The sequence below is a fragment of the Chlorobaculum parvum NCIB 8327 genome (genome assembly GCF_000020505.1).
GTDB lineage: Bacteria > Bacteroidota > Chlorobiia > Chlorobiales > Chlorobiaceae > Chlorobaculum > Chlorobaculum parvum_A.
Genome location: NC_011027.1, coordinates 1358414 through 1382923 on the forward strand (window position 1 = coordinate 1358414; position 24510 = coordinate 1382923).

Here is a 24510-nt window from a genome sequence, read left to right on the forward strand (position 1 = left end):
TAGCCCTGGAAATTTGCGGAGGATTGGTCTTGCTTCTTACAGAACTTATAGGTCGTATAAGTCCTATAAGAAAAAAGCTAAACGAAGGCAATATACTTTGCGAAAGCAGTAAAAAAACACGGAGGCTCTAAACAAAAAAAGGCCGCACAACATGGCGCGGCCTCTGAATGGTGGTGGGGACAGGACTTGAACCTGCAACCTTCGGGTTATGAGCCCGACGAGCTACCAATTGCTCCACCCCACGATGTAAAGTCTTTTTAATGTACAACTTCCATCGTAATTAACAAACAATTAACTGACAGAGTTCCCATTTATACCCTCGCCCTGCGGTTCCAGCAGAAACAGGCGACCATCGGCGCCCTCGACGGCGAGAATCATGCCCTGCGACAGCTCGCCCCGCATGGTGCGGTCGGCGAGATTGGCCACCAGCACAACGTTCTTGCCCACCATCTGTTCGGGCGTGAAGTGCTGCGCGATGCCCGAGAGCACCTGGCGCTGTTCCGAGCCGACCTGCAATTGCAGCTTGAGCAGCTTGTTGGCCTTCTTGACCGGCTCGCATGCGATCACTCTGGCAACGCGCAGATCGACTTTCTGGAAGTCGTCGAAGGTGATCTCCGGCTTGAAGGTCATCGGCGCAGGCTGTTCGGCGGCTTCGCGTCGCTCCGCTTCGGCAAGCAGGGCTTCGATCTTTTTCAGCTCGGGCTCGAGGTCTTTGTCTTCGATCTTCGAGAAGAGGATTTCCGACGAACCGAGCAGCTTGTGCCCTTTCTTCAACCCCGGTTCGAGCGCCTTGCGCCAAACCGGATTGCCGGGTTCGACCAGGTCGTCGATTCTGCCCTCGAAGCCGAGCATCTTCCAGATGCGATTGGCGGTTTCAGGCACGATCGGCCAGAAGAGCAGCGCGAGCGTGTGGCAAAGGTTCAGCGACACGGCCATCGTGCGGCCCGCGGCTTCCGGATCGACCTTGATGACTTTCCACGGCTCGCTCTCGGTGAGATAGCGGTTGGCGAAGCGGGCAATCTCCATCGCCTGTGCGGTTGCCTCGCGGAAATGGAAGCCCTCGTAGGCCGCTTCGAGCTTGCCGAAGCTCGCCAACCAGTCGATGCCGAGGCCGTCCCACGCTTCAAGATCGATGTCCGCAGGCACCTCGCCGCCGAAGCGCGAGTTAGTGAAGTCGATCGAGCGCTTGATGAAGTTGCCGAGCGTGTCGGCCAGCTCGCCGTTGGTGCGGTTCTGGAAGTCGCTCCAGCTGAAGTCGGTGTCCTTGTTCTCCGGGTAGTTCATCGCGATGCTGTAGCGCAGCGTGTCCGCCGGGAAGCGTTCGAGGAACTCGCCGAGATAGACCGCATAGTTGCGCGACTTGGAGAACTTGCGTCCCTCGAAGTTCATGAACTCGGAGGCCGGAACATTGTCGGCCAGCTCGTAGCGTCCCTCGCTGCGCCCCTCGTTCCAGGCCATCAAAATCGCCGGGAACATCAGCGTGTGGAACACGACGTTGTCCTTGCCGATGAAGTTGATGATGCGGGTCTCCGGATCCTGCCAGTAGCGCCGCCAGAGTTCGGAGTCGCCCTGCTTTTCGGCCCACTCTTTCGTGAATGAAATGTAGCCAAGCACGGCGTCGAACCAGACGTAGAGCACCTTGCCCTTCGCCTCTTCGGAGTCGAGCGGCAACGAGATGCCCCAGAAGAGGTCGCGGGTGATGGCGCGGTCGGCGAGGCCCTGGTTGAGCCACGTGCGAGAGTAGTTCACCACGTTGGAGCGCCAGTCGCCGGTGTGCCGTTCAACAAAGGCTTCGAGCTGCTTCTGGTAGCGCCCGAGCGGGAAGTACCAGTGCAGGGTTTCGCGCAACTCCGGCGTAGCATCGGAGAGCTTGCTCTTCGGATCGATCAGCTCGGTCGGACTGAGGTGCGTGCCGCACTGCTCACACTGGTCGCCGTTCGCGCCGGGAGTCTTGCAGACCGGGCATGTGCCGGTGATGTAGCGGTCGGAGAGGAAGCGCCCCGCCTTCGGATCGAAAAACTGCTTTTCGGTCTTCTTGACGAAAATCCCCTTTTTCTCGATTTCCGAGAAAAACTCACGAGCGGTCTCGTGATGCACCGGCCCGCTGGTGCGGCCGTAATAATCAAAGGAGATACCGCACCTGGCGAAGGCATCCGCATTCATTTTGTGGTAGCGATCAACCACGTCCTGCGGTGAAATGCCCTCCTTGTCGGCGGTAATGGTAATCGGCACGCCGTGCTCGTCCGAGCCGCCGATGTGGATCACGTCGTGGCCGCAGAGGCGTTTGTAGCGTACGTAAATGTCGGCGGGCAGATAAACCCCGGCGAGGTGGCCGAGGTGCACCGGGCCGTTGGCGTAAGGAAGAGCGGTCGTGACAAGCGTCCTTTGGAACGTATGGCTCATATCGAAAGGTCTTTCAGAAAATAGGTCTAGCTCCCGGCAAGGGGAAAAATGCGTTTAACTGTATCAGGAAATGTGGAGCGACAACGGCACTTACGGGCGCTGACCAGCCATTTTGTTGTACTGATCGAACGAGATGCGGCGCTTCTGGCCGCTGCTCTCGTAGCGGATCCAGATGCATTTCCGCTGTGGATCGACCCCCTCGACAACGGCATTGCCCTCCCGAACGGCAAAAGTAGTGCCGACTGCTGGCCAGCTATTGCTGCGGCATGAACCGTTCTTGCCTCCATTCCCTTTCGAAAACCCGAGGCAGCATTTGGGACGGTTGCACAAACCGATGGTGTTGAAAGAGAGGTTATCTCCGTTCGTCCCCTCAAACGTCTGAGGTTTTTCAGCAAACGGATTGGAGTGAATCTTCTGCATCCAGGTCGAGCAGCACAGCGAGCAGCCGCACGAGCCCTGGCTGTTGGTGCGACGGGCCTCTTCGCGTGTGGTGATCTGCACCATCTGGATTCGCGCCTTGAACTCGCCGGCAAGGTCACGTACCAGGCCGCGGAAATCGACGCGATGCGTAGCCGTGTAATAGACCGAAAGCTTCTGCTGATCGAGCCTGAGGTCGATATCGACCAGCTTCATGTCGAGCCGATGACGCTCGATCCGCTCGTGACAGGCTGCCCTGATCTCCGGCTCGCGTTTGCGAAGCTCGGTAAACGCAGCAACATCCTCCTCGCTGGCGTTGCGGATGACAGCCGGCAGCTCATCTATTTTTTCCATCAAACCCTTGAGCTCAAGCTTGCGCTGCGCAATCCGGCCCATCGAATAGACCATGCCGAAATCATAACCGCCATCAGCTTCCAGAATCACCGGCATGCCGATCGAAAGCTCACCACCTGTCTTGTTGACGTAAAATTCCCGGCGGCATCCTTTCAGCTCGACCTCGCAGACCTGAGCGGCACTCTCCGCCAGTTCCCCGGCATAGAGGTCAGTGGTCTGCTCATGTAGTAGCTTCGAAAGTTTCAGCCTGATCCTGGCATTATCGCCAAGCAGGCAACTGCATAAAACCGTACTCATACAACATTGTCCTGATCATCACTGCCGCTCCCCTGCTCGGTGAAACGACAGCACTATTTTTTAACCTCACTTCTCTGCCGAACCACTTCCGGAGAAGAGCTTACGAAACGCTTCGACACGCCGGTTGATCGATTCCGAACCGCGTATAACCATATCGAAGCCGTCGAGACGTCGCTCGATCACCGCTTGCTTCACCTTGTCGAGATGGGATTCGGTCGTCTGCTCCATGAAGGCGGTCAGGGCGTCAAGCCCCTGCCAATCCGCTCTTTTCAGCACTCTCGGCGACCCGAAAGACAGGAAAAGTTCAGGTTTCTGCTCCTCAAGATATTCAATACGGCTGACAACTGAAACAAGATAGAGTGATTCGCTCTTTTTCAGAACACGATCAGCAATGCCGGCCGTTCCCCTGAAAAAAACGAGCGGACGTTTATCGACATGCTCGATCTTTCCCTGCGGAAAAATCCAGAGCGCGTTCTGCTTTTCACTTGGTGACAGCAGGCACGTTGCAGCGTAATCAAGCGTGGCGATGGCGCTTCGCGCATTGGATCGGTCGATGGAAAAGGCCCCGAGCCGGGTGAAAAACTGGTGCTTGAGAAGCTGCGGATACTCGATGATGATGAAGAGGTTCTGCCGGAAATAGAGCTCCGTGCAGAGCTGCGACCAGAAGCCATCCCACCAGTAGGCGTGGTTACCGTAGAAAATGACCGGAATCGAAGGATCCATTTCCGGCAGACCGGTCGGCATCTGCACCCTCAGCGAGTGGAAATGCCGCCGGAACTGCCAGCGCGAATACCAGCCGAACCATCGAGTATATGCCCAGCTCCGGCGAACCTTCAGCATGGGCTGCGCTTAGCTGAACGCTTTTCTGATGCGGTTGACCGCCTCGGCCAGCTCTTCGATAGAGGCCGCATAGGACAGGCGCAGGTTCTCCGGCGCTCCGAACGCATCACCAGGCACGGTGGCCACGTAGTGCTCGGCGAGCAGATACTCCGCGACGTCGGTCGAGTCCTTCATCACATTGCCACCAAAGGTTTTGCCGAGCAGACCTTTGATGGACGGGAAGATGTAGAATGCGCCCTCCGGCAACGTGCATTCGATGCCGGGAATGGTGTTCAACTCGCGGAACATAAAATCGCGGCGCTTCTCGAACTCCGCACGGCGCTGTTCGACGATGGACTGGTCGCCATCGAGAGCAGCCACGGCGGCCTTCTGGGCGATGGAGTTCGCGTTCGAGGTGGTCTGCGACTGAATCTTGTCGCACGCCTTGATGATCCATTTCGGCGCAGCCAGGTAGCCGATACGCCAACCGGTCATCGAGTAGCTCTTGGAAGTGCCGTTGCTGACGATCACCCAGGGCTTCATCTCCGGAATCCGCGCAGGTGAGAAGGGTCGCACGCCACCATAGCAGATCATGTCGTACATCTCGTCGGAGATGATGAAAATCTCCTTGCCCTCGAGCACCTTCATCAACGCACGCACCTCGGCTTCGTTGTACACCGCGCCGGAGGGGTTCGATGGCGAGTTGAGCACGAGCACCTTCGTCTTCGGCGTGATGGCCGCGGCGAGTTGCTCCGGCGTCATTTTGTAGCCGGTCTCGATGGAGGTTTCGACGATCACCGGCGTCGCTCCGGCCAGGCGAGCCATCTCGGGGAAGCTCACCCAGTAGGGCGCGGGCACGATCACCTCGTCACCCTCGTCGCAGAGCGCAAGGAAGGTGTTGGCGAGCGTCTGCTTGCCACCGTTGCTGACGATGATTTCATCTTCGGCGTATTCCAGGCCGTTATCGCGCTGGAGTTTACGGATGATCGCTTTTTTCAGCTCCGGAATTCCGGCGTTTGCCGTATAGCGGGTGAAGCCGGAACGGATCGCCTCGATGCCCGCCTCGCAGACGTTATCCGGAGTCGGGAAGTCCGGTTCGCCCGCAGAAAGGCTCACGACATCCTTGCCTTCCGCCTTCATCTTTTTAGCCAGGCCGGTAATCCGCATCGTCTGCGATTCCTGCATGTTCTGCACTCTCTTGCTCAGGTATTGCTCATGGCTCTCTGCGCTCATGGTGGTGGTATTGGTTGTTAATTTGGTAATGCAAACTGTTATGACTGCCCCTCGCGCTCAGCCCGCTTTGCGTTCAGCTTGTCGAGCACGAAGGGGTGAACGAACTTGCTCACGTCGCCGCCAAGCATGGAGACTTCGCGGATGATGGTCGAGGCGACGTAGGTGTATTTGACGTTCGGCATGAGGAACACCGTCGTCACCTCCGGATAGAGGTGGCGGTTCAGAAGCGACATCTGGAACTCGTACTCGAAGTCCTTGACCTGCCGCACGCCGCGAACAATGGCGCTGGCTCCGGCCTGCCGCGCGTAATCGGCCAGAAGCCCCGCGTGCAGCACATCGACGCTCACATTCGAGAACTCGCGCACCACCTCGTGAACCATTTCAAGACGTTCATCGACAGAAAAAAGGGTCTGCTTCTGGCTGTTCTCGGCCAGTACCACTTCGACGTGATCGAAGATGTTCAGCGCCCGTTCGAGCACGTCGAGATGACCGTTGGTGAAGGGGTCGAAGGTTCCCGGATAGATGGCTTTTCTGGTCATGAAATCACGGTTCGGGTGTAAAAAAAGAGACTCGCGTCGTTCCGTAATCCTTGTGGAAAAGGTACCCGCGTGATTGAGAAAAATCGTGGCTTGCATGGTGCTCGATCAACAGCAGCCCATCGGCAGCAAGCAGACCGGTATCGAGAATCGAACGGATAAGCAGCTCGTAATCCTCCCAGCGGTAGGGCGGATCGCAGAACACCAGCTCGAATGGCCCCTCCTGCCGCTTGAGAAACGCCGAGACATCGGCCATGACGAACCGCGCTGAACTCTGTACGCCGATGTCGGCAGCCGTCTGCTTCATCGTATCGAGCGCCTTGCGATTCTGCTCCACAAAGCACACGCTCCGTGCGCCGCGGCTCAGCGCCTCGAAGCCGAGATTGCCGAATCCGGCAAACAGGTCCAGCACGTCGATGCCCTCAAAATCGATCCGCGCCGCAAGCGTATCAAAGAGCGACTTTTTGACCCTGCTGGTGCAGGGCCGGATGTCGCGCGAAGGCAGATGCCTGATCTTTCGCCCCCGGTATCTGCCCGCATGAATCTGCAAGTCCTATCGAAACAGCTTAAAAGTCACCGAAAATAGTCACGCCGAGAATCTCCAGCGCCTTTGCCTCGTCCTCTTTGGACGGAGGTTTGCCATGCCAGTTGGACTTGTCGGGCATCGTACCTTCAAAGAAGGGTACACCCTTGCCCATGACCGTTTTAGCCAGAACCACCACCGGTTTGGTGCGGCCTGTATCCTTGCGAAGATACTCAAGCGTATCGATGAAATGCTCGATGTCGTTGCCGTCGCAGGAGAGCACATCCCAGCCGAAGGCTCGCCATTTGTCGGCAAAAGGCTCGACCTCCATCACGTCCGAAACCTCACCGTCGATCTGCTGGTTGTTGTAATCGACAATGCCGATCAGGTTGCCGAGTTGATAATGGGCGGCGCTCATGGCGGCCTCCCAAATCTGCCCTTCCTGGCACTCGCCGTCGCCCATCAGACAGAAAACCTCTACCCTTTTTGCCATCCATGCGCAGGCCAAGCGCCGCACCGACAGCCGCCGACAAACCCTGACCAAGCGAACCGGATGCGATATTGATGCCCGGAAGCCCCGACTCGCAGGTCGGATGCCCCTGCAGGTAGGAGTTGATCTCGCGCAGATAATTCAGCTCATCGAGGGAGAAGTAACCCGAACGGGCCAGTACGCTGTACCAGACCGGAGCAATATGGCCGTTCGAGAGAAACAGCATATCCTGATCGGTTTCGCCCTTGAACTGATGCGGATGATGCTTCAGAATCTTGAAATACAGTGCCGTAAAAATATCGGCCATGCCAAGCGAACCACCGGTATGGCCCGAATTGGCTTTAGCCAGCATGCGAACCACATCACGGCGCACCTGACGGGCCATGTCCTTGAGTTCATCGATGGTTGAAAGCTGCAAGTGCTTGCCTTTTTTCTCCGCAGGATAAGGCTTCAGATGTTTTGCCATGATGGAAGCGATAAATAAATGATGGCTGAAAATGAAAAAATGGTGTCAGAAGGACGCCGGAAACCGCCCGTCAGAAAACCTTAAAGTTAAAAGCGGACGCCTAATTTACCAAGTTATGCCCCGTCAGCTTGCTGTTTTCTTTTTTTGAGATAGGCCACGACTTTCCAGATAATAAAACCTGTAAACAGGATGGTGAACGGCGCAGTGTAAAGCACCGCGTATTGACCGATCTTGTCCCAGTTGCTGCCGAGCAGATAGCCAGTGCTCAATAAAAGAATATTCCAGAGCAGCGAGCTGACAAAAGAGGCAGCGAGCACCAGCGGTATTTTCAGATGTAACATGCCGGCCACGATGCAGATAACCGCCCGCGACCCGAAAAGAAAGCGGTTCACCAAAACCGCCATGTAGCCGTGGCCCGAAAACTTCTGGCGCACGGCCTCCATTTCGGAGGGAGGAAACAGTTTGTGAATGCTTCGGGCAAATTTGTGACGCACCTCGCTTTCTCCAGCTGCGTAGAGCTTCAGCCCAAGAAAACGACTGAGCAGAAACACGGTCATGAAGCCGGCCACCGAACCAAACGTTGACCAGAACAAAGCAGCGGAAACGGTGATATGGCTGAAGGTGAGAAGGTATCCGGCAAGAGCCACGGGCACATCCCCCGGAATCGGGGGAATGACGTTCTCAAAATATGCCGATAGAAACAATACTGCATAGACCGAAGAAGGTTCGGCCTGTTGCAGGTAGGCAACAACTGATTCAAGCATTGAAGAGGTTTCCGGCATCGATGATTTACTGCTCCAGGACGCGCCTCTTTACCTCGGAGTATGCATCCTCAACGCCGCCAAGGTCGAGGCGGAAACGATCCTTGTCAAGCTTCTCGCCCGACTCGGCATCCCAGAAACGGCAGGTGTCGGGGCTGATCTCGTCCCCGAGCAGAATCTCGCCCTTGTGACGCCCGAATTCGAGCTTGAAATCCACGAGTCTGAGCTTCCGTTCAGCAAACCACGGCACGAGAAGGCTATTGATTTTCTCGGCCATATCCTTGAGCTGGGCAACCTCTTCGTAGGTTCCGAGGCCAAGCGCAACAGCGTGATCCTCGTTCATGAGCGGATCGTCCAAATCGTCATTCTTGAGGTAGAGCTCGACAATCGGCTTCTCAAGCACGGTACCTTCGGCAAACCCGTAACGCCTGACCAGCGAACCGGCAGCGACGTTGCGCGTAACCACCTCGATCAGAAGAATGTCGAGCTTCTTGCAAAGCATGTCGCGGTCGTTCAGCTTGCTGACGAAGTGTGTTGGAATGCCATTTTCACCAAGCATGGTGAACAGGCGGCTGGCGATGGCATTGTTGGTCACGCCTTTGTCGGCGATGGAACCCTTTTTCTTGTTGTTAAACGCGGTCGCGTCGTCCTTGAACTCCTGTATGATGAGGTCCGGGTCATCGGTCTGCCAGACTTTTTTAGCCTTGCCCTCGTGAAGCAGTGTAAGCTTGTTCATTGAAAGAATACTTCTAAAAGTTTTGTCGTCCTGGTGAATCCCGGTTCACTTGCCCCGGAATCGATAAAAATTTCATTCGCCCTGCTGGCCGTCAGTCGCCTGCTGCACGGCTCCGGTCAGCACAATATTGATCTGCTCTTCAGTCAGGCCACGCTCCTTCAGGAACCACATAAATCTGAAAACGCCAAGATCCGAGAGAATCGCCTTGGGGCGATCGGTCTCATCAAGCCCTCGCGATTTGCTATGCTCATCGGCAGTGCGAAGCCAGTCCTCGATGAATTCCGTTGGACGGCCATCGCGGGTAAAATAGTCGGTCACAATACGAGCGACATCAGCAAAGGAGGGCATGGGATTGCCGGCAAAAATCTGCTGCATCTCATCAGAAATCTTGCCGAGATAGACGACGGCTTCCATGTCGAGCGTCTCCTCGAGAATATCCCTGGCCTGCTCCTTAACATCGAACTTGTTGGTCATACTCCTGTAAACAGCCGGTTGTCCGGGTCAAGGTGATCAAAAATTCCTGATTAAGTTACGTATCGCACGCTAAAACGTAAAGAAAAAACTTCACCGCGCAAGACTTGCCCAAACCGATAGGCCCTTGCGATTGTTCTGACCAGAATTCAAAATCCAAGACTGGCCAGAACCCGACACCATCAGCATTTTAAGTCAAAGCAATAATGATTAGTCATGATGTGCTTCATGCATGCTGCCATCATGTGATGATTCCCGTTCACTGCCATTCAAGATGCGGAGCTTTTGTGCAGCCTCCTCATTCCCTTTGGCCGCAGCCGAACGATACCATCTCATGGCTTCATTAAGGTCTCGTTTAACCCCGAGACCATGGTGATACAAGTTGCCGATATTGAGTTCCGCTTCGCCATTGCCTTTGGCCGCCGAGATGCGATACCATTTCATCGCTTCAGCATAGTCCTGTTCGACCCCCTGAGCGCGCTCGTACAGAACCCCGATATTACTTTCACCAGCATAGTTGCCTTTGGCAGCCGATAACCTGAACCACTTCATCGCTTCAGCATAGTCGATCGGCACACCCCACCCATGCTGGTAGAGGTAACCGATCTGGTTTTGAGCGTTGTCGTTGCCTTTTGCAGCTGCACGCTGGTACCATTTCATCGCCTCAACGTAGTCCTGCTTTACCCCGATTCCCTTGTCATACATGTATCCAACGGCGTACTCCGCCTCGGCATTGCCGTGTTCGGCGGAACGCTTAAACCATTTCATCGCCTCGGCATAGTCACGCTCTACGCCCTGCCCATGGTAGTACCTGACTGCCATGAGATATTGTTGACCGGCATCTCCGCTCTCAGCATCGGCGTTCATTTGAACGGCGACTCCCTTTGATGCGTCGCCTGCCTGTAAACTCTCTCCACTCCCCGATACAGGAACAGCTATCATAAATACAGCAAGACTGCCAAGTATGAAACGCTTCATAAAACTGTTGATTTTTGGTTCGATAACACAGAGCCAGCACAAATAGATAAAGTTCATTAATAATTATACTTACAATAACAAACCTTATCCGTAATTCACAAGCAATCTGTGAGGAATGCTAATTAATCCTCAAAATAATCACCTCGCTCATTCAACTCTCGGACAAATAAAGAGCTTCATAAGGCAACAGATTTTACAGAGCACTCCCAAAGCCAGCCGCTATTATGTGGTGGAATGTCGAAAACCTGTTTGACACAAAGAACGACAAGCATGTCGATGACCGGGAGTTCATGGCGGAGGAAAAATGTCACAAAAGAGACAAAAGAGGTTTTTCGAGCAATTAAAAGCACAAGTATAAGAACTTTCTGGACACTATCGCGCCCGGTGAAACTGAAAACAGCCATCCGCTCACATCACACTCCACAGTAGGTTGCTAAACATGCTGGCATCCGTGAATCTTCTCCCCGATCTCCATAAGAGAAAACTCACCCAGTAATAAGATTTATTTACCTGCTGTAGCTTTTTGTGACCCCCCAAAAAAAACAGCCACCTCATTTTAACATGAGGTGGCTGTCTGACTGTCATTCTGGTGCGTACACCAGATAGGAACACTCCTTCGATTAGAAGTAGTAGTGAGCACCCAAGGTCACGAAAGTACCGTCGATATTGACGTCCACATCTCCTTCTTCAGTATCCACGTTGACCCGATGGAACTTGTAGCCAACTTCCCAGTTGAAGCAAACATCGGGGATCTCGGCAAATCTGAACTCGGTACCGATTAATGGGCTGATGGTATAAACGGTGATGTCGACATCATCAGGAATAGTGTCACCACCAATCGAACCGATTCCACCCTCGAGACCGACATAGAAGCGGCTGTTCTCTTTGACGATCGGCGCGTAAAGCATCTTCAGCTCGGCAAGGAACAGATCTGCATTTGTGTCAGAATAATCAAAATCAACACCAACTCTTCCATAGAAGAGATTCAGCTCACCACCGAGATTCTCATTAAACCAGTAACGTGAGCTAAGTCCCTGCAACACGTCACCAGCAAACACGCCTTCGTAACCCAAGCTGAACTGCTTGGTGTTACAGCCTTCGTCGGTTTTATCCGATGCAAATGACGTTCCGGATCCGCAGAGGAGTGCCAGAAGTACCGCTGAAAGAATTTTTTTCATGTCTTTCTCCTTTTTTTTTGGGTAAGATGATGACCTCACAGAACAAAACCTATGATTTTCAGAATGAGTAAAAAATTACGATTAACGCCAAAATAATACTAACCAGGATTCAAAATTTTTTGAATCCTGGTTAACCAACAGCCACACCACACGCACCACAATCGACTGTCTGGCAATAACTCATTGAACACATAAGTAAACTGGTACTCAATTACAACTGATTTTGCCAAAAATCTTTTAAGGCTCATGTGACTAAAACCTTATTGCGTTTCACTTAAAACGTAGGCACAATTACACAAAAAAACAAAATAAAAATCCAACCAACAGAAGCTCACACATGAACATACAGTTATAAACAGCAATTCTTTTGACAAAGGCGAAAATCTTTTTCAAACACACTGAAAAGAGATTTTCTAGCACAGAATTTGAAAAATATTTCCTTTTTGTCATACCGACAAAAAGGAGAAATAAAAGTATTTATACTGTAGTACATTAACAGACAATCTTACAATAAGAACACAGTTCTGTTAAAAATAACAGCAAAAAAAATACGCCAATCCAGGCCAAAAACAGTCTTCAACTGAGTATGCGATCAAGCCGGATATTTATACTACTGCTCCTGCTTCTCACCACTCCATGCTCCAATGGAATGAGCAAAGAGCCACGAAAGTCAGTCGTTATCATGTGGTGGAACGTCGAAAACCTGTTTGACACAAAGAATGACAAACAGGTCGATGACCGGGAGTTCACACCGGGCGGGTCTCGTCACTGGACGCCTAAAAAGCTGCTTCTGAAGCAGTTGCGAATCGCTCAGGTGTTTCGGGCGATTGAACAGCAACGTGAGTACGAACGCTATCCGGATATCGTGGCTTTTGCGGAGACAGAGAACCGGGGCGTATTCGAGGGAACGCTCCAAGCCATCGATCATGCCCAATACAAGATCGATTATCATGAAAGCCCCGATCCGAGAGGCATCGACATTGGACTGGCATGGAATCCGGCAACGCTGAAATTCACAGGCTCGAAACCTTGCCGCGTAACGCTTGATAACGGCCGAGGCACCCGATACGTCATCGTGGCCGGGTTCATGGCATCCGGCCATCCATTTTCCGTCGTGCTGAACCACTGGCCTTCGCGCTCGTTCGATGCCAAGTGGAGCGAGCCAAAGCGCATCGCTGCCGCAAAAGTTGCCCGCCACATTGTTGACAGCCTCACGACCCGTAACCCGATGGCCGAGATAATCGTAATGGGCGATTTCAACGATCATCCCAACGACCGCTCGATCAGAACGGTGCTCGGTTCTTCGTTTGACCGAAAGGAGGTCACAAGCTCAGCCAATCGATTGCTCTATAACTGCTGGAACGACACCAAATCCCCCGGCACTTACTATTACCGAAAACAGTGGGAACGGATCGATCAGATCCTGGTTTCCCCAGCGCTGCTCGATAACAGTAAGCTCTCTATCGACACAAAATCATTCAGAGTCTTCTCCATTCCCGAAATGTTCAGCCATCCCGGAAAAACGCTCTACTCGACCTATCAGCGAGGCAAGTTCAAAGGGGGTTACTCCGACCACCTGCCGTTGCTCCTGAAGATTGACGTCGTTCCGTAACTATTTCGGCTTTCCGCTTTGCTTTTTTGGTAACTCCACAGCAGCCAATCGGATACAAACTTTCGATGAAGTTGAATTGCCAGCCCCCTGACTTGTAGCCGCAATCAGAAAAAACCTCCTCATTCAGCGATCATTTCGTCCCCTGAACTGGAGATCACTCACTGTTTAGGCTTTGACGGGCAGACAATAAAGTGTACATTTTTAAGTCGCTATGATTACCATGATCAAGCAAATCCCCCCACCGAAGCCTCCATCGAGAGCTTCCCCATCACCTGCCGACGGCTTCCTGCAAGCCTGATGTTCTTGTTTTGCGCCTTTTCATTCCAGATAACAAGCAATTCTAACAGCAAAGAACATGGACCAACAATTTGTTTTGTATGCCATTCCTGTAAGTGGTGTTCTTGCCTTGTTGTACGCCTTCATGAAGGCCTCGTGGATCTCCCGCCAGGATGTAGGTACCGAGACAATGGCCACCATCGCCGGTCACATCGCGGACGGAGCACTGGCCTTTCTGAAGCGAGAGTACAAAGTGCTCATCATCTTCGTCATCTCCGTCGCCATTCTTCTCGGCTTCGCCAACAGCAACCGTCCTGAAACCTCCCCCATCATCGCCGTCAGCTTCATCGTAGGCGCGCTGTGCTCCGCTCTGGCCGGGTTCTTCGGCATGAGAGTGGCCACCAAAGCCAACGTTCGTACGACCAATGCGGCACGAACCGGCCTGGCTGATGCGCTCAACATCGCGTTCTCGGGTGGTCTGGTGATGGGACTCTCGGTGGTCGGTCTCGGCGTACTGGGCCTGTCCACTCTCTTTATTATCTATTCGAACATGTTTACCGACGTGGCCGAAGTGATCAACCTGATTTCGGGCTTCTCGCTGGGCGCTTCGTCCATCGCGTTGTTCGCCCGCGTTGGCGGTGGCATCTACACCAAGGCGGCTGACGTCGGCGCCGACCTGGCTGGCAAGGTGTATGAAGGCATTCCGGAGGATGACCCGCGCAACCCGGCAACCATCGCCGATAACGTAGGTGACAACGTCGGTGACGTCGCAGGCATGGGCGCTGACTTGTTCGAGAGCTACGTCGGTTCGATCATCGGCACCATGGTGCTCGGTGCGGCTTTCGTTCCGGCATTCAACTCCATGGGCGTCAGCCCGGTGGCGGCCGTCATGCTGCCGCTCATCATTGCGGCGGTCGGCATCATCGTTTCGATTGTTGGTTCATTCTTCGTGAAGGTCAAGGAAGGCGGCAACCCGCAGCATGGCCTCAACATGGGTGAGTTCGGTGCATCATTCATCATGGCTGGACTAAGCTACGTGATCATCGACTACTTCCTGCCCGCAAGCTGGACCGCCGAAGGCTTCACCTACACCTCGCTGAACGTCTTTTACGCAGTGCTCATCGGCCTTGCTTCCGGCGTGCTGATCGGCCTTATCACCGAGTACTACTGCTCGACCGACAACAAGCCTGTCATTGAAATCGCTCGCCAGAGCATCACCGGCGCGGCTACCAACATCATCGCCGGTCTCGGCACTGGCATGATGTCCACCGGCCTGCCGATTATCGTGCTCTCGATCGCCATCGTCGCCTCGTACCACTTCGCAGGCCTCTACGGTATCGCCATCGCGGCACTCGGTATGCTTTCGGTGACCGGCATTCAGCTCGCCGTTGACGCTTATGGCCCGATTTCTGACAACGCTGGTGGTATCGCCGAAATGGCCGCTCTGCCGCCGGAAGTGCGCGAACGCACCGACAAGCTCGACGCTGTCGGCAACACCACCGCCGCCATCGGCAAGGGCTTCGCCATCGGTAGCGCAGCGCTGACCGCACTGGCTCTTTTCGCTGCCTTCCGCCAGCAGGCGCACATCGAAACGCTCGATATCTCCAAGCCAATCATCATGGCTGGCCTGTTCATCGGCGCGATGCTGCCATTCGTGTTCAGCGCTCTGGCAATGGGCGCGGTTGGCCGTGCAGCTGGCGACATGATCCGCGAGGTCGGCCGTCAGTTCAATGAAATTCCCGGTCTGCGCGAAGGCACTGCCACGGCTGAGTTCTCGCACTGCGTCGATATTTCCACCAAAGCAGCCATCCGCGAAATGGTGCTGCCCGGTATGCTTGGCGTACTCGTACCGGTTGTAGTCGGCTTCACCTCGAAGGAGATGCTCGGCGGCCTGCTCGCCGGTGTAACCTCTTCGGGCGTGCTGATGGCTATCTTCCAGTCCAACGCCGGTGGCGCATGGGATAATGCCAAGAAACGCATCGAGGGCAAGATCGAGTTCGACGGCGTGGTCTATGGCAAGGGTTCCGACACGCACAAGGCGGCGGTCGTCGGCGACACGGTTGGCGATCCGCTGAAGGACACCAGCGGCCCGAGCCTCAACATTCTCATGAAACTCATCGCCGTTGTCGCACTGGTCATCGCTCCACTGCTTTGATTAATCGCGACGGTTTCGTACCATACGGCGGTCTTCCTCTACGGAAGGCCGCCGTTTTCTTTTGCATGACACTGCTCGATCGACAAGCACGCTACCATGAAACTCATCATCGGACTCGGTAATCCGGAACCCCGCTACGACGGCACCCGCCACAACGTCGGCTTCGAGGTCGTGGATCGGCTTGCATCGTCATTCCAGGCGCCGTTCAAGGCGGGCAAAGGTAAATACCACGAAGCCAAATGCAGCCACCGCGGAGAGTCGCTGCTGCTCGTCAGGCCGACGACCTACATGAACCACTCCGGCCAGGCAGTCATGGCGGCCATGCAGTTCTACAAAGTCAAGAGACAGGACATGCTCGTCATCTGCGACGACCTGAACCTCCCGGTCGGCACCATCCGCTTGCGCGCCAAAGGCTCGGACGGTGGACAGAACGGCCTGAAGCACATTATCCAGCAAATGGGCACCAACGAATTTTCCCGCTTGCGAATCGGCATCCGCAAGGGCGACATGCCCCCCGGCTCGTTTTCATCATTCGTGCTTGGGAAATTCGATGAGGAGGAGAGAAAAGTGATCGACCGCGTAGTCGAAACCAGCGCCGATGCCGTGCTCGACTTCGCACTCAACGGCATCGAACACGCGATGACCCAGTTCAACAAAACGGTTGCCTGAACACAGGAAGACCGACTCCCCTGCCATTCACCACAGGGCAGACGACAGCAGAATCAGACACACAACAGCTTAACAGACCGCCAGTTCCAGAGATGGAGTTGATGGCTCGGATTCAGGCGCAGACTTACAGCCATTCTTGCTGACACCTTTAAGAAATGCAATCGCACGGGCGTTGAATTCGGCAGGTTGATCCACGTTGCAGACATGGCCAGAGTTGCCGATAACCTCAAGCTTTGAGTTGGTGTGACGGCTCACGATAAAGCGCACTGCCGGCAAGAACATGTGATCTTCTTCACCCATGAGGTAGAGGGTCGGAATCGCCGTATCCTTTTCCTCGAAATATTTCAGAAGCGGGGTCAGCTCGTAGGTCAACCGGTACCAGCGCATGAACTCCTTCTGGGCAACCTTCTTGGCCTCGTTTACAAACAGAAGCCTCGATTGCTTGTGGCGCTCGCGCGGCATGATGATCCATGCGAAAAAGCGGTACAACCACATATAGGGAACGAAGCGCTTGAACATATTGCCCACGGCAACCAGCACCTTGGCGCGAACATTGAGCCGGATGATCGCCCCGCCCATCACCATGGAGCTGACCCGTTCAGGAGCCAGTTCGCTGATATTGCGGATCAGAATAGTGCCGAGCGAAATGCCAATGAAGTGCGCACACTCAATATTGAGATCATCGAGTACCTCGATCACATCACGGGTAACCACATCGAAATTGTAGTGCCGATCCTCCTTCGAGGAAGCCATCTGCTTGGAACGTCCATGCCCGCGAAGATCGACAAGAAGAACGTTGAAGTGCTTGACGAACTCCTTGATCTGCAAAAACCAGATCGAGGAACTTCCTCCCGCGCCATGCACGAACACTACCCAGGGGGCATCTTCGGCAATCAGATGTTTTTTGTAGTGAAGCATGCAATGTTACTGATAAGAGCCAAGGCAATGAAGGCAGGCAAAGCTTCAGGTCTGCTGTTCCGGCCGCCCATGAAGGCTGGTCAAATGCGTAAAGAAAAACAGTGCCTTATAAGAAAAACCCACGAACCGGAAAGCAACCTGAATATACAATTATTAACTATAAGAATCCGCTTCGTGTTTAAAAGTTCACCGCTACCCCCGGAAAAGCCGTACACACTCGAAAAGAGCCACCCCGGCAGCCACCGACACATTGAGCGAATGCTTTGTTCCGTACTGGGGAATTTCAAGCACGCCGTCGCACCGGGCAAGCAGCTCATCGCCGATCCCGTCAACTTCATTGCCCACAAGCAGCACGAGCGGATAATCATCGGGTTGGAGTGAAGAGTAGGAGCGGCTGTTCTCGGCGATTTCAAGCCCGAACACCTTGCATCCCTCGCCTTTCAGCACCGATAGCGCCTCCAGCGGGTCGGCGAAGTGACGCCACGGGACGGTGAGTTGCGCACCGAGAGCGGTTTTGTCGATCTCCTTGCGCGGCGGCGTGGCCGTGTAGCCGGTGATGACGATCTCGTCGATGCCCGCCGCATCGGCTGTCCTGAACATCGAGCCGACATTCCACATGCTCCGGATGTTGTGCAGCATCAGCGTCACCGGATGGCGCTCGGTAGCGCTGTAGGCCTCCGGCGTCAACCGCCCCATTTCGTCGCCGGAGAGTTGCCGGAACTCCCCCATTATCAGCAGCTCTTCAGCAGTTCCAGCAGGCGATCGTTCTCCTCGATGAGCCCGATGTTGCAGCGCAGGCAGTTCTGCATGAGCGGATAGCCCGAAACATTGCGCACCAAAACGCCCCCTTCCCGAAGTTTCGTAAACACCTCTTTGGCATTGCCAACCCTGATGATGAGGAAGTTGGTATCGCTCTCGAACACCTCGACACCGGCGATTCCGGCCAGCTCCTGCTCCATGCGCTGCCGCTCGGCGAGAATGTAGTGCACCGCATCAGTCACCAGCGAATAGTTCTCAAGCACATTGGCCAGGGTGATTTCAGCCAGGCGGCCCGACGCAAAGGGGATCTTCGGCTTGGTGATCTCCGCCATCAGCTCGGGATTCGTAATGGCGAAGCCGATGCGCATCCCGGCCAGCGCCAGCGCTTTGGACATGGTACGCAGCACGATCAGGTTTGGATAACGGTCGATCAGATCGACCACCGACTCCTGCTGCGAAAACTCGATGTACGCCTCGTCGGCAAGCACGATAGCGTCGCAAGTCGAAACGATCCGCTCGACCTCGTCGTGACTCATCGACTTGCCGGCCGGATTGTTTGGCGTCGAAAGCACGATGAAATCGACCTTCTCCCTCTCGGCTGCTGCGATAATGGCATCAACATCGAAGCTGAGATCCGGATTCAGCGGCACGCTCACAATCTCCCCCTGCAACAGCACGGCAAGCTTGTCGTAGAGCGAAAACGACGGCTCCGGAATCAACACCTTGCGGCCCGCGCCGACGCACGCCATGAAGATTGTATAGAGCATCTCGTTCGAGCCGTTGCTCATAATCACCGATTCGGCGGGCACCCCAAGGAACGAGGCGTAGGTCGCCATGCCGCGATACGGCAAAATGTCGGGATAGCGGTTCCAGGGCTCACGGCGGAACTCGTCGAGAATTTTGTCCTTGAGCCACATCGGCAGGTCGAACGGGCTTTCGTTCTGGTTGAGCTTGACTTCTGCGTCCTGACCTCCCTCGACTTTGTAGGCCTCGATCCGCTCCAGGGCTGGATTAAGCAAGGCTCTGAAATCTCTCTTCATAGTGCTGGAATTTCCGGTTTTCGACGTCTTATGGTAGAGGGTCGGAGTAACGGTCACCTCGCCGTAATAAGTTGTTTTGCCAGTCTTGGGATCATCAAACAAATACAAAGTTCCCCCATGCCAGCCAATAACCTCAGTAAGAAACGATTTTTTGCATTTTTCGGGAAAAAAAACTGGACAAGTCACTTTTTTTATCTACATTAAAACAGGACAAAATTTATCCAAGTTACAATCATAGAAAAGGAGCCATCATGATAGAGATCAAAAGAACCCCTCTGGATCTGATTGACGATATATACAGCATCGCCTACTGGATGACCGGCAGCGAAAAGGCCTCTTCCGATCTGGTGAGTTCCACGTACCTCAACACCGATTTCGATGTCGAAAAGACCGATGTACTGAAAACGTTCAGGAACTGCTACTTGGAAACCTACGGACAACACGCCGATCTGGACATTTACGAGAGCGACCACGCACCTGCAAGTCTGATGGATTCATTCAGGAAATGGACGGCAGACATCAAGCTCTCGGTGCTGCTTTCCGAAATCACCGGCCTGAAGCACGCGCAGATTTCTGAAGTCATCGGCAAACCGGTGGACACCATCAGGTTGTGGCTGTTCTGGGGACGGAAGTTCTTTACCCACGACCATCTTCTAAGGGCCTCTGCCTGAATCGTTTTGATGCCTCCATATATCCCAGCGCAAGACCGGTTTCTCCAGCGAACCGGTCTTTTGCTTTTACAGGCCAACAGGCGTATATTTTTTTGTGCACAACCATTTTGACCCTTTTTCATGATCATCATTACCGGCGGCGCCGGATTCATCGGCAGCGCCATGCTCTGGGAGCTGAACCGTCATGGTCTTAACGATGTACTGATCGTCGATGACCTTGGGCTTGCATCCGAAGGAAAATGGCTCAATCTCAGAGGCCTTCGCTACGCCGACTTCGTCCACAAAGACGACCTCCCCGTCCTCTTACAGCATAACCAGCTTCCAGACATCGAGGCGATCATCCACATGGGCGCCATCAGCTCCACAACAGAGCAGGATGCCGGCTTGCTCATGCGCAACAACTACGAGTATTCAAAGTTGCTGGCATCATGGTGCGCCGACAAAGGCGTGCGATTTATCTACGCATCGAGCGCCGCGACCTTCGGCGACGGCTCGGCGGGATACACCGATGGCACTGAACCGCTCGACCGACTGAGGCCGCTGAACATGTACGGCTACTCCAAGCATCTCTTCGACTGCTGGGCGCACCGCAACGGCATCCTCGACAAGGCGGCCGGCCTGAAATTCTATAATGTTTACGGCCCGAACGAGTACCACAAAGAGGATATGACCAGCGTGGTCTTCAAGGCCTTCAACCAGATTCGCGAACACGGGACGGTCAAGCTCTTCCGGTCGCATCATCCGGATTTTGCGGACGGAGAGCAGATGCGCGACTTCGTCTACGTGAAAGATTGCACCCGCATCATGCACTGGCTGCTGGAAACTCCTGCGGCGGCAGGACTGTTCAATGTGGGAACCGGTCAGGCGCGTAGTTTCAAAGACCTTGTAACGGCAACGTTCGACGCGCTGGAGCAACCGGTCAACATCGAGTTTATCGACATGCCCGAAACCATTCGGGAAAAATACCAGTACTACACCTGCGCCGATTGCGGCAATCTCAGGCAAGCCGGATTTACCGAGCCAATGACTTCGCTTGAAGATGGCGTGCGCGATTATGTCCGCAACCACCTGAACACCGCTTCACCGCATCTGGAAAACCGTCGGTCGACAGAATAAAACAAGGAAAACCTTGACTGAAAAAACAATCGAATTCGAAGGCATCGAGCCGGTCATTATTTTCGGGCCATACGACAGCTATCTGAAAAAAGTCCGTGAAGCCTTCCCGGACACGCGCATCAACGCCCGGGGTAATAAAATTACGATCAGCGGCGATGAACCCGAGGTAACGGCAATCGAAAAAATTTTCAGGGAGATGATCTTTCTTGCCGACCAGCACGGTGAAGTACTTGAGAACGATGTCAATGCGCTGGTCAGCCTTGCCCTCTCGCCGGTTTCGCACCCATCGATCAGCCACGCCGGTGATCAGGACGTCATCGTCGAAACAAAGGATTACGTCGTCAAGGCCAAAACCGGCGGACAACGCCGGATGGTAGCCGAAGCGAAAAAAAATGATGTAGTCTTCGCCATCGGCCCGGCGGGCACCGGCAAAACGTACACGGCGGTCGCGATTGCCGTAGCCGCATGGAAATCCAAAAGCATCAAACGCATCGTCCTGGCCCGTCCAGCCGTCGAAGCTGGTGAAAGTCTCGGCTTCCTGCCCGGTGACTTGGCACAGAAAATCGATCCCTACCTGCGTCCGCTTTATGACGCCCTGCAGGACATGCTGACTGCCGAAAAACTCAAATTCCTCACTGAGCGGCGAGTCATCGAAATCGTGCCGCTCGCCTACATGCGCGGCCGGACGCTGAACAACTCTTTCATCATTCTCGACGAAGCGCAGAATGCGTCGAGCAAGCAGATGAAAATGTGTCTCACCCGGCTTGGCGTCAACTCGAAAGCGATCATCACCGGCGACGTCACGCAGGTTGATTTGCCCAAAGAGATGGAGTCCGGCCTGATGAACGCGCAACACATCCTGAAAGGCATCAAAGGCATCAGCTTCGTCTTCCTCGACAAATCGGACGTCGTGCGTCATCGTTTGGTCAAGGATATCATCAACGCCTACGAACACCATGAAGAGGCACTCCAACCTGCCAGTTCGCCAAAGCCGAAACTTTGACCGCCCCAACTCTGTTTGTTAAAGTACAGAGGTGAACAATCAAGCGCCCGCGCCATCTCACGAAGAAGAAGCAGCGCTTACTGCACGCAAACAACTCTGCACCAGTGCGTCAAAGCCGTTTTTCAAATCCAAACCCCAACGATCATGGCACACCGTATTAACGATGAATGCACTTACTGCGCAGCATGTGAACCCGAATGCCCGGTCAACGCAATTTCACCCGGCGACAGCATTTATGTTATTGACGAAGATGTCTGCGTGGATTGTGTGGGCTATCATGACGAGCCGGCTTGCGTTGCCGTCTGTCCGGTTGACTGCATTGACAAAGTCTGAGCAGCAATCATGCATAGGTGTTGACTGGCGGTAATACACCGCGCCACACTCCGATGACAGGGGTCAGAATTTGACCTCGAAATTCTCACCTTCGGCTTGTTTTCGGGGGTGAAAAAAGTTTATATTCAAAGAATTGACCAAAACCTGTTCTTTCTGTTTTTTATAACTATCAAAGCACGTCATCAATATGGCACTGTATATCACTGAAGAATGCACCTACTGCGGTGCTTGCGAACCCGAATGCCCGGTTAACGCCATCTCCGCAGGCAGCGAAATCTACGTTATCGATGCAGCTTCCTGCACCGAGTGCGAAGGTTATGCTGATGCTCCGCTTTGCGTTGCAGTCTGCCCGGCAGAGTGCATCGTTCAGGGCTGATTCAACCTCCCTGTTATCGCTATAAAAAAAGAGGCCGCTTTCTGTGGCCTCTTTTTTTGTTGCTCAAAGCAAAGCGATTGGAAGTTATAACACTCACCGATTCTTACAGAAAACGTACCGGCGCCAAATAATCACGAACATTATGGGAGTCGCCGACAAAATCTCCACTGCTCACGATCCCTTCTCTTTCACTTCTCAGCACTCGTAATCAACCACGCGCCTCTCTCTTGACGCTCCTCCGATGAACGGTATAAGCGCTTGATGCTCCGGGTGCCGCTGGTAGGCTTCGAGCGCAACCTTATCGGTGAATTCCGACAAAAGCACCACATCGGCAGAGCTGTCGGTGCGGCTGAAATCAAGCCCGACTTCAATCGAAAGTAATCCGGGAATCTTTCCAGAAAGCGCTTCGAGCTTCTCCTTGATGAGGCGAGCGTTAACTTCCGGGCTGTTGCCATGCGCCTCCTCTCTGAGCCGCCACATCACGATGTGTTTGACCATAAAACAAATTGGTAGTGAGAAAAAATCAGATCATCAAGCGGGGTTAAAGCACGATGAGAAAAAGCTCAACGAAAATCAGTCAGATTATCCATTTGACACAAAAGCGGACTGACTGGAGAGCGAAAATTCTTGATCCCCGACGTTCTGAGTCTGCTGATTTCCAGCCTGATCTTCTGAATGCTTTTCAGGTTCTTTATTGGCCGCCTCCCGCTCGGCTTTCTGGCGTTCGACCTTGAGCCTTAAAGCCTCAAGCGCCTCGGCCCTTCGAGCGTACACCACCTCAGCCGGAACAGTGGCTGGCTTTTTCACAGAAGGCTTCTTGACGGAAACAACAGCAGTTTTTGAACTCTTTGTCGACGACTTTTTAGCTGCCTGACTCTTCTTGATTTCAGTGGCGCGGATCTCCTCAATTTGCGTTTTCTTCCCCCGCAACGTTCTCCTTGGAGTAGTCTCAAGGTTGAACCCCTGGTCAAACATCGATGAGGCAAGCTCCCAGCGGTCAGTTTTAGCATGAAGCATGATGACCAGCATATCCTTGCCCTCGCACACGGCCCTGGCAATGAGGCACGGGCCGGCTTTTGACGTATAGCCGGTCTTGATACCGACGCTGTAAGGATAGCGATCAAGAAGCTTGTTATGAGAACGCAGAGAGTAACGCTTGCCGGTATTCAGCTCATTGAATACAACTCTGTCAAGTTTGGCGATCTTGTTGAACTCCGAATACCTGATAGCATGCTCGGTCAACTTCATCAAATCCCGAGCTGTCGAATGGTTCCCGGCATACGAACCGCGATCGTAACCGGCAGGATTCGTAAACCTGGTATGCGTCATGCCAAGCGCACGGGCACGGGCATTCATTTTGGAGACGAATCCATTCAAGCTGCCGCCAAGATGAATAGCGATGGCAAAGGCCGCATCATTACTTGAATTGACCATCGCCGCCGCAACAAGATCACGCAATCTGATGCGGTCTCCAGGTTTGAAACCGGCTCTTGTGGGCTCAACCTTCGTTGCTTCAGGCGGGATGGTCACGACATCGTCAAGACGACCGCTCTCGATGGCGAGCATGCAGGTCATAATTTTGGTAAGACTGGCCGGAGAAATACGTTGGTCAATATTTTTTGCTTTCAGGAAATTAGAACTCCCCGTCTCTTTGACCAGAAAAGAGGTAACCGCGTCTTCCCCCTGAGGAACGACCTTTTGTTTGGCAACGGCATTTCCATGAAGCAATATCAGTGCACCAAACACCAGCATCACCGTGACAACGAAAACCGATGCACTCGATTGACTGAACGTTGTGCCTACTTCACCGATCACCACATGAGCCCCTCCTGCAAGGGAATGTCTGATCCTGCCTGACATAGTTAATTACCCTTGTTTTAAACTTCTACTGCCCACTGTCACAACTTCCGACAAGCAGAG

The 24510-nt window shown here is 53.8% G+C and carries 24 protein-coding genes, 1 tRNA gene and 1 pseudogene; 8 read left to right on the forward strand and 18 right to left on the reverse strand.

All coding sequences use genetic code 11. The features are described 5' to 3' along the window. Positions 1 to 168 precede the first annotated feature (168 nt). From CPAR_RS06290 to CPAR_RS06350, 13 genes and pseudogenes are all read right to left on the reverse strand, one after another. A tRNA-Met gene (locus CPAR_RS06290) sits at positions 169 to 244 on the reverse strand. Positions 245 to 291: 47 nt separating this feature from the next. Continuing rightward, positions 292 to 2403: a methionine--tRNA ligase gene (gene metG, locus CPAR_RS06295; RefSeq protein WP_012502481.1), complete on the reverse strand. Its 2112-nt coding sequence runs from the start codon at positions 2401 to 2403 to the stop codon at positions 292 to 294. A gap of 90 nt (positions 2404 to 2493) precedes the next feature. Further along, the gene (locus CPAR_RS06300; protein ID WP_012502482.1) at positions 2494 to 3471 is read right to left on the reverse strand and encodes a PSP1 domain-containing protein; all 978 of its coding nucleotides are present in this window, start codon (positions 3469 to 3471) and stop codon (positions 2494 to 2496) included. A 66-nt stretch (positions 3472 to 3537) separates the two neighbouring features. After that, complete coding sequence (locus CPAR_RS06305; protein ID WP_012502483.1) at positions 3538 to 4311, reverse strand: lysophospholipid acyltransferase family protein; 774 nt, start codon at positions 4309 to 4311, stop codon at positions 3538 to 3540. A 9-nt stretch (positions 4312 to 4320) separates the two neighbouring features. Then, positions 4321 to 5523 carry a pyridoxal phosphate-dependent aminotransferase gene (locus tag CPAR_RS06310; RefSeq protein WP_012502484.1) on the reverse strand — a complete coding sequence of 401 codons (1203 nt, stop codon included), beginning with the start codon at positions 5521 to 5523 and terminating at the stop codon, positions 4321 to 4323. 38 nt (positions 5524 to 5561) lie between these two features. Beyond that, positions 5562 to 6062 (reverse strand): pantetheine-phosphate adenylyltransferase, encoded by a 501-nt coding sequence (coaD, locus tag CPAR_RS06315; protein ID WP_012502485.1) that lies wholly within the window; start codon positions 6060 to 6062, stop codon positions 5562 to 5564. A 4-nt stretch (positions 6063 to 6066) separates the two neighbouring features. Beyond that, positions 6067 to 6609: a 16S rRNA (guanine(966)-N(2))-methyltransferase RsmD gene (gene rsmD, locus CPAR_RS06320; RefSeq protein WP_012502486.1), complete on the reverse strand. Its 543-nt coding sequence runs from the start codon at positions 6607 to 6609 to the stop codon at positions 6067 to 6069. Between the two features lie 16 nt (positions 6610 to 6625). After that, positions 6626 to 7538 (reverse strand): annotated as a pseudogene (locus CPAR_RS06325) (transketolase). Positions 7539 to 7651: 113 nt separating this feature from the next. Further along, on the reverse strand, positions 7652 to 8320 hold the full coding sequence (locus tag CPAR_RS06330) for a DedA family protein (protein ID WP_012502487.1): 669 nt from the start codon (positions 8318 to 8320) through the stop codon (positions 7652 to 7654). Between the two features lie 7 nt (positions 8321 to 8327). Then, the gene (purC, locus tag CPAR_RS06335) at positions 8328 to 9035 is read right to left on the reverse strand and encodes a phosphoribosylaminoimidazolesuccinocarboxamide synthase (RefSeq protein ID WP_012502488.1); all 708 of its coding nucleotides are present in this window, start codon (positions 9033 to 9035) and stop codon (positions 8328 to 8330) included. 72 nt (positions 9036 to 9107) lie between these two features. Continuing rightward, the gene (locus CPAR_RS06340; protein ID WP_012502489.1) at positions 9108 to 9509 is read right to left on the reverse strand and encodes a hypothetical protein; all 402 of its coding nucleotides are present in this window, start codon (positions 9507 to 9509) and stop codon (positions 9108 to 9110) included. A gap of 207 nt (positions 9510 to 9716) precedes the next feature. Next, the gene (locus CPAR_RS06345) at positions 9717 to 10484 is read right to left on the reverse strand and encodes a tetratricopeptide repeat protein (RefSeq protein ID WP_156773393.1); all 768 of its coding nucleotides are present in this window, start codon (positions 10482 to 10484) and stop codon (positions 9717 to 9719) included. 620 nt (positions 10485 to 11104) lie between these two features. Beyond that, a complete protein-coding gene (locus tag CPAR_RS06350) occupies positions 11105 to 11662 on the reverse strand; it encodes a hypothetical protein (protein WP_012502491.1) in 558 nt (185 codons plus the stop codon). 649 nt (positions 11663 to 12311) lie between these two features. On the opposite strand from CPAR_RS06350, the gene CPAR_RS06355 reads away from it, so the two are divergent. From CPAR_RS06355 to pth, 3 genes are all read left to right on the forward strand, one after another. Then, the gene (locus CPAR_RS06355) at positions 12312 to 13274 is read left to right on the forward strand and encodes an endonuclease/exonuclease/phosphatase family protein (RefSeq protein ID WP_232203875.1); all 963 of its coding nucleotides are present in this window, start codon (positions 12312 to 12314) and stop codon (positions 13272 to 13274) included. Between the two features lie 355 nt (positions 13275 to 13629). Continuing rightward, a complete protein-coding gene (locus CPAR_RS06360; RefSeq protein WP_012502493.1) occupies positions 13630 to 15705 on the forward strand; it encodes a sodium-translocating pyrophosphatase in 2076 nt (691 codons plus the stop codon). A 96-nt stretch (positions 15706 to 15801) separates the two neighbouring features. Next, entirely contained in the window at positions 15802 to 16374 is a 573-nt protein-coding gene (gene pth, locus CPAR_RS06365) for an aminoacyl-tRNA hydrolase (RefSeq protein WP_012502494.1), read from the forward strand. A 69-nt stretch (positions 16375 to 16443) separates the two neighbouring features. Here the strand turns inward: pth and CPAR_RS06370 are convergent, their stop codons facing one another. From CPAR_RS06370 to hisC, 3 genes are all read right to left on the reverse strand, one after another. Continuing rightward, the gene (locus CPAR_RS06370) at positions 16444 to 17292 is read right to left on the reverse strand and encodes an alpha/beta fold hydrolase (RefSeq protein WP_012502495.1); all 849 of its coding nucleotides are present in this window, start codon (positions 17290 to 17292) and stop codon (positions 16444 to 16446) included. Between the two features lie 192 nt (positions 17293 to 17484). Continuing rightward, positions 17485 to 18021 (reverse strand): RNA methyltransferase, encoded by a 537-nt coding sequence (locus CPAR_RS06375; RefSeq protein WP_012502496.1) that lies wholly within the window; start codon positions 18019 to 18021, stop codon positions 17485 to 17487. Positions 18022 to 18023: 2 nt separating this feature from the next. Then, a complete protein-coding gene (gene hisC / locus CPAR_RS06380; RefSeq protein WP_012502497.1) occupies positions 18024 to 19091 on the reverse strand; it encodes a histidinol-phosphate transaminase in 1068 nt (355 codons plus the stop codon). A gap of 251 nt (positions 19092 to 19342) precedes the next feature. Between hisC and CPAR_RS06385 the strand changes: the two genes are divergently transcribed. The 5 genes from CPAR_RS06385 to CPAR_RS06400 all read left to right on the forward strand — a co-directional run bounded on the left by CPAR_RS06385 (position 19343) and on the right by CPAR_RS06400 (position 22590). Beyond that, the gene (locus tag CPAR_RS06385) at positions 19343 to 19762 is read left to right on the forward strand and encodes an RNA polymerase sigma24 factor (RefSeq protein WP_012502498.1); all 420 of its coding nucleotides are present in this window, start codon (positions 19343 to 19345) and stop codon (positions 19760 to 19762) included. Between the two features lie 120 nt (positions 19763 to 19882). Beyond that, positions 19883 to 20878 carry an ADP-glyceromanno-heptose 6-epimerase gene (gene rfaD, locus CPAR_RS06390; protein WP_012502499.1) on the forward strand — a complete coding sequence of 332 codons (996 nt, stop codon included), beginning with the start codon at positions 19883 to 19885 and terminating at the stop codon, positions 20876 to 20878. A gap of 13 nt (positions 20879 to 20891) precedes the next feature. Next, complete coding sequence (locus CPAR_RS06395; RefSeq protein ID WP_012502500.1) at positions 20892 to 21881, forward strand: PhoH family protein; 990 nt, start codon at positions 20892 to 20894, stop codon at positions 21879 to 21881. A 144-nt stretch (positions 21882 to 22025) separates the two neighbouring features. Further along, on the forward strand, positions 22026 to 22214 hold the full coding sequence (locus tag CPAR_RS10790; RefSeq protein WP_012502501.1) for a 4Fe-4S binding protein: 189 nt from the start codon (positions 22026 to 22028) through the stop codon (positions 22212 to 22214). A 187-nt stretch (positions 22215 to 22401) separates the two neighbouring features. Then, on the forward strand, positions 22402 to 22590 hold the full coding sequence (locus CPAR_RS06400) for a 4Fe-4S binding protein (RefSeq protein ID WP_012502502.1): 189 nt from the start codon (positions 22402 to 22404) through the stop codon (positions 22588 to 22590). Between the two features lie 195 nt (positions 22591 to 22785). Here CPAR_RS06400 and CPAR_RS06405 read toward each other — a convergent pair whose 3' ends face one another. Together CPAR_RS06405 and CPAR_RS06410 are read right to left on the reverse strand one after the other, a co-directional pair. Next, entirely contained in the window at positions 22786 to 23088 is a 303-nt protein-coding gene (locus tag CPAR_RS06405) for a Dabb family protein (protein ID WP_012502503.1), read from the reverse strand. A gap of 84 nt (positions 23089 to 23172) precedes the next feature. Next, complete coding sequence (locus tag CPAR_RS06410) at positions 23173 to 24450, reverse strand: D-alanyl-D-alanine carboxypeptidase family protein (RefSeq protein ID WP_156773395.1); 1278 nt, start codon at positions 24448 to 24450, stop codon at positions 23173 to 23175. Positions 24451 to 24510: the final 60 nt, after the last annotated feature.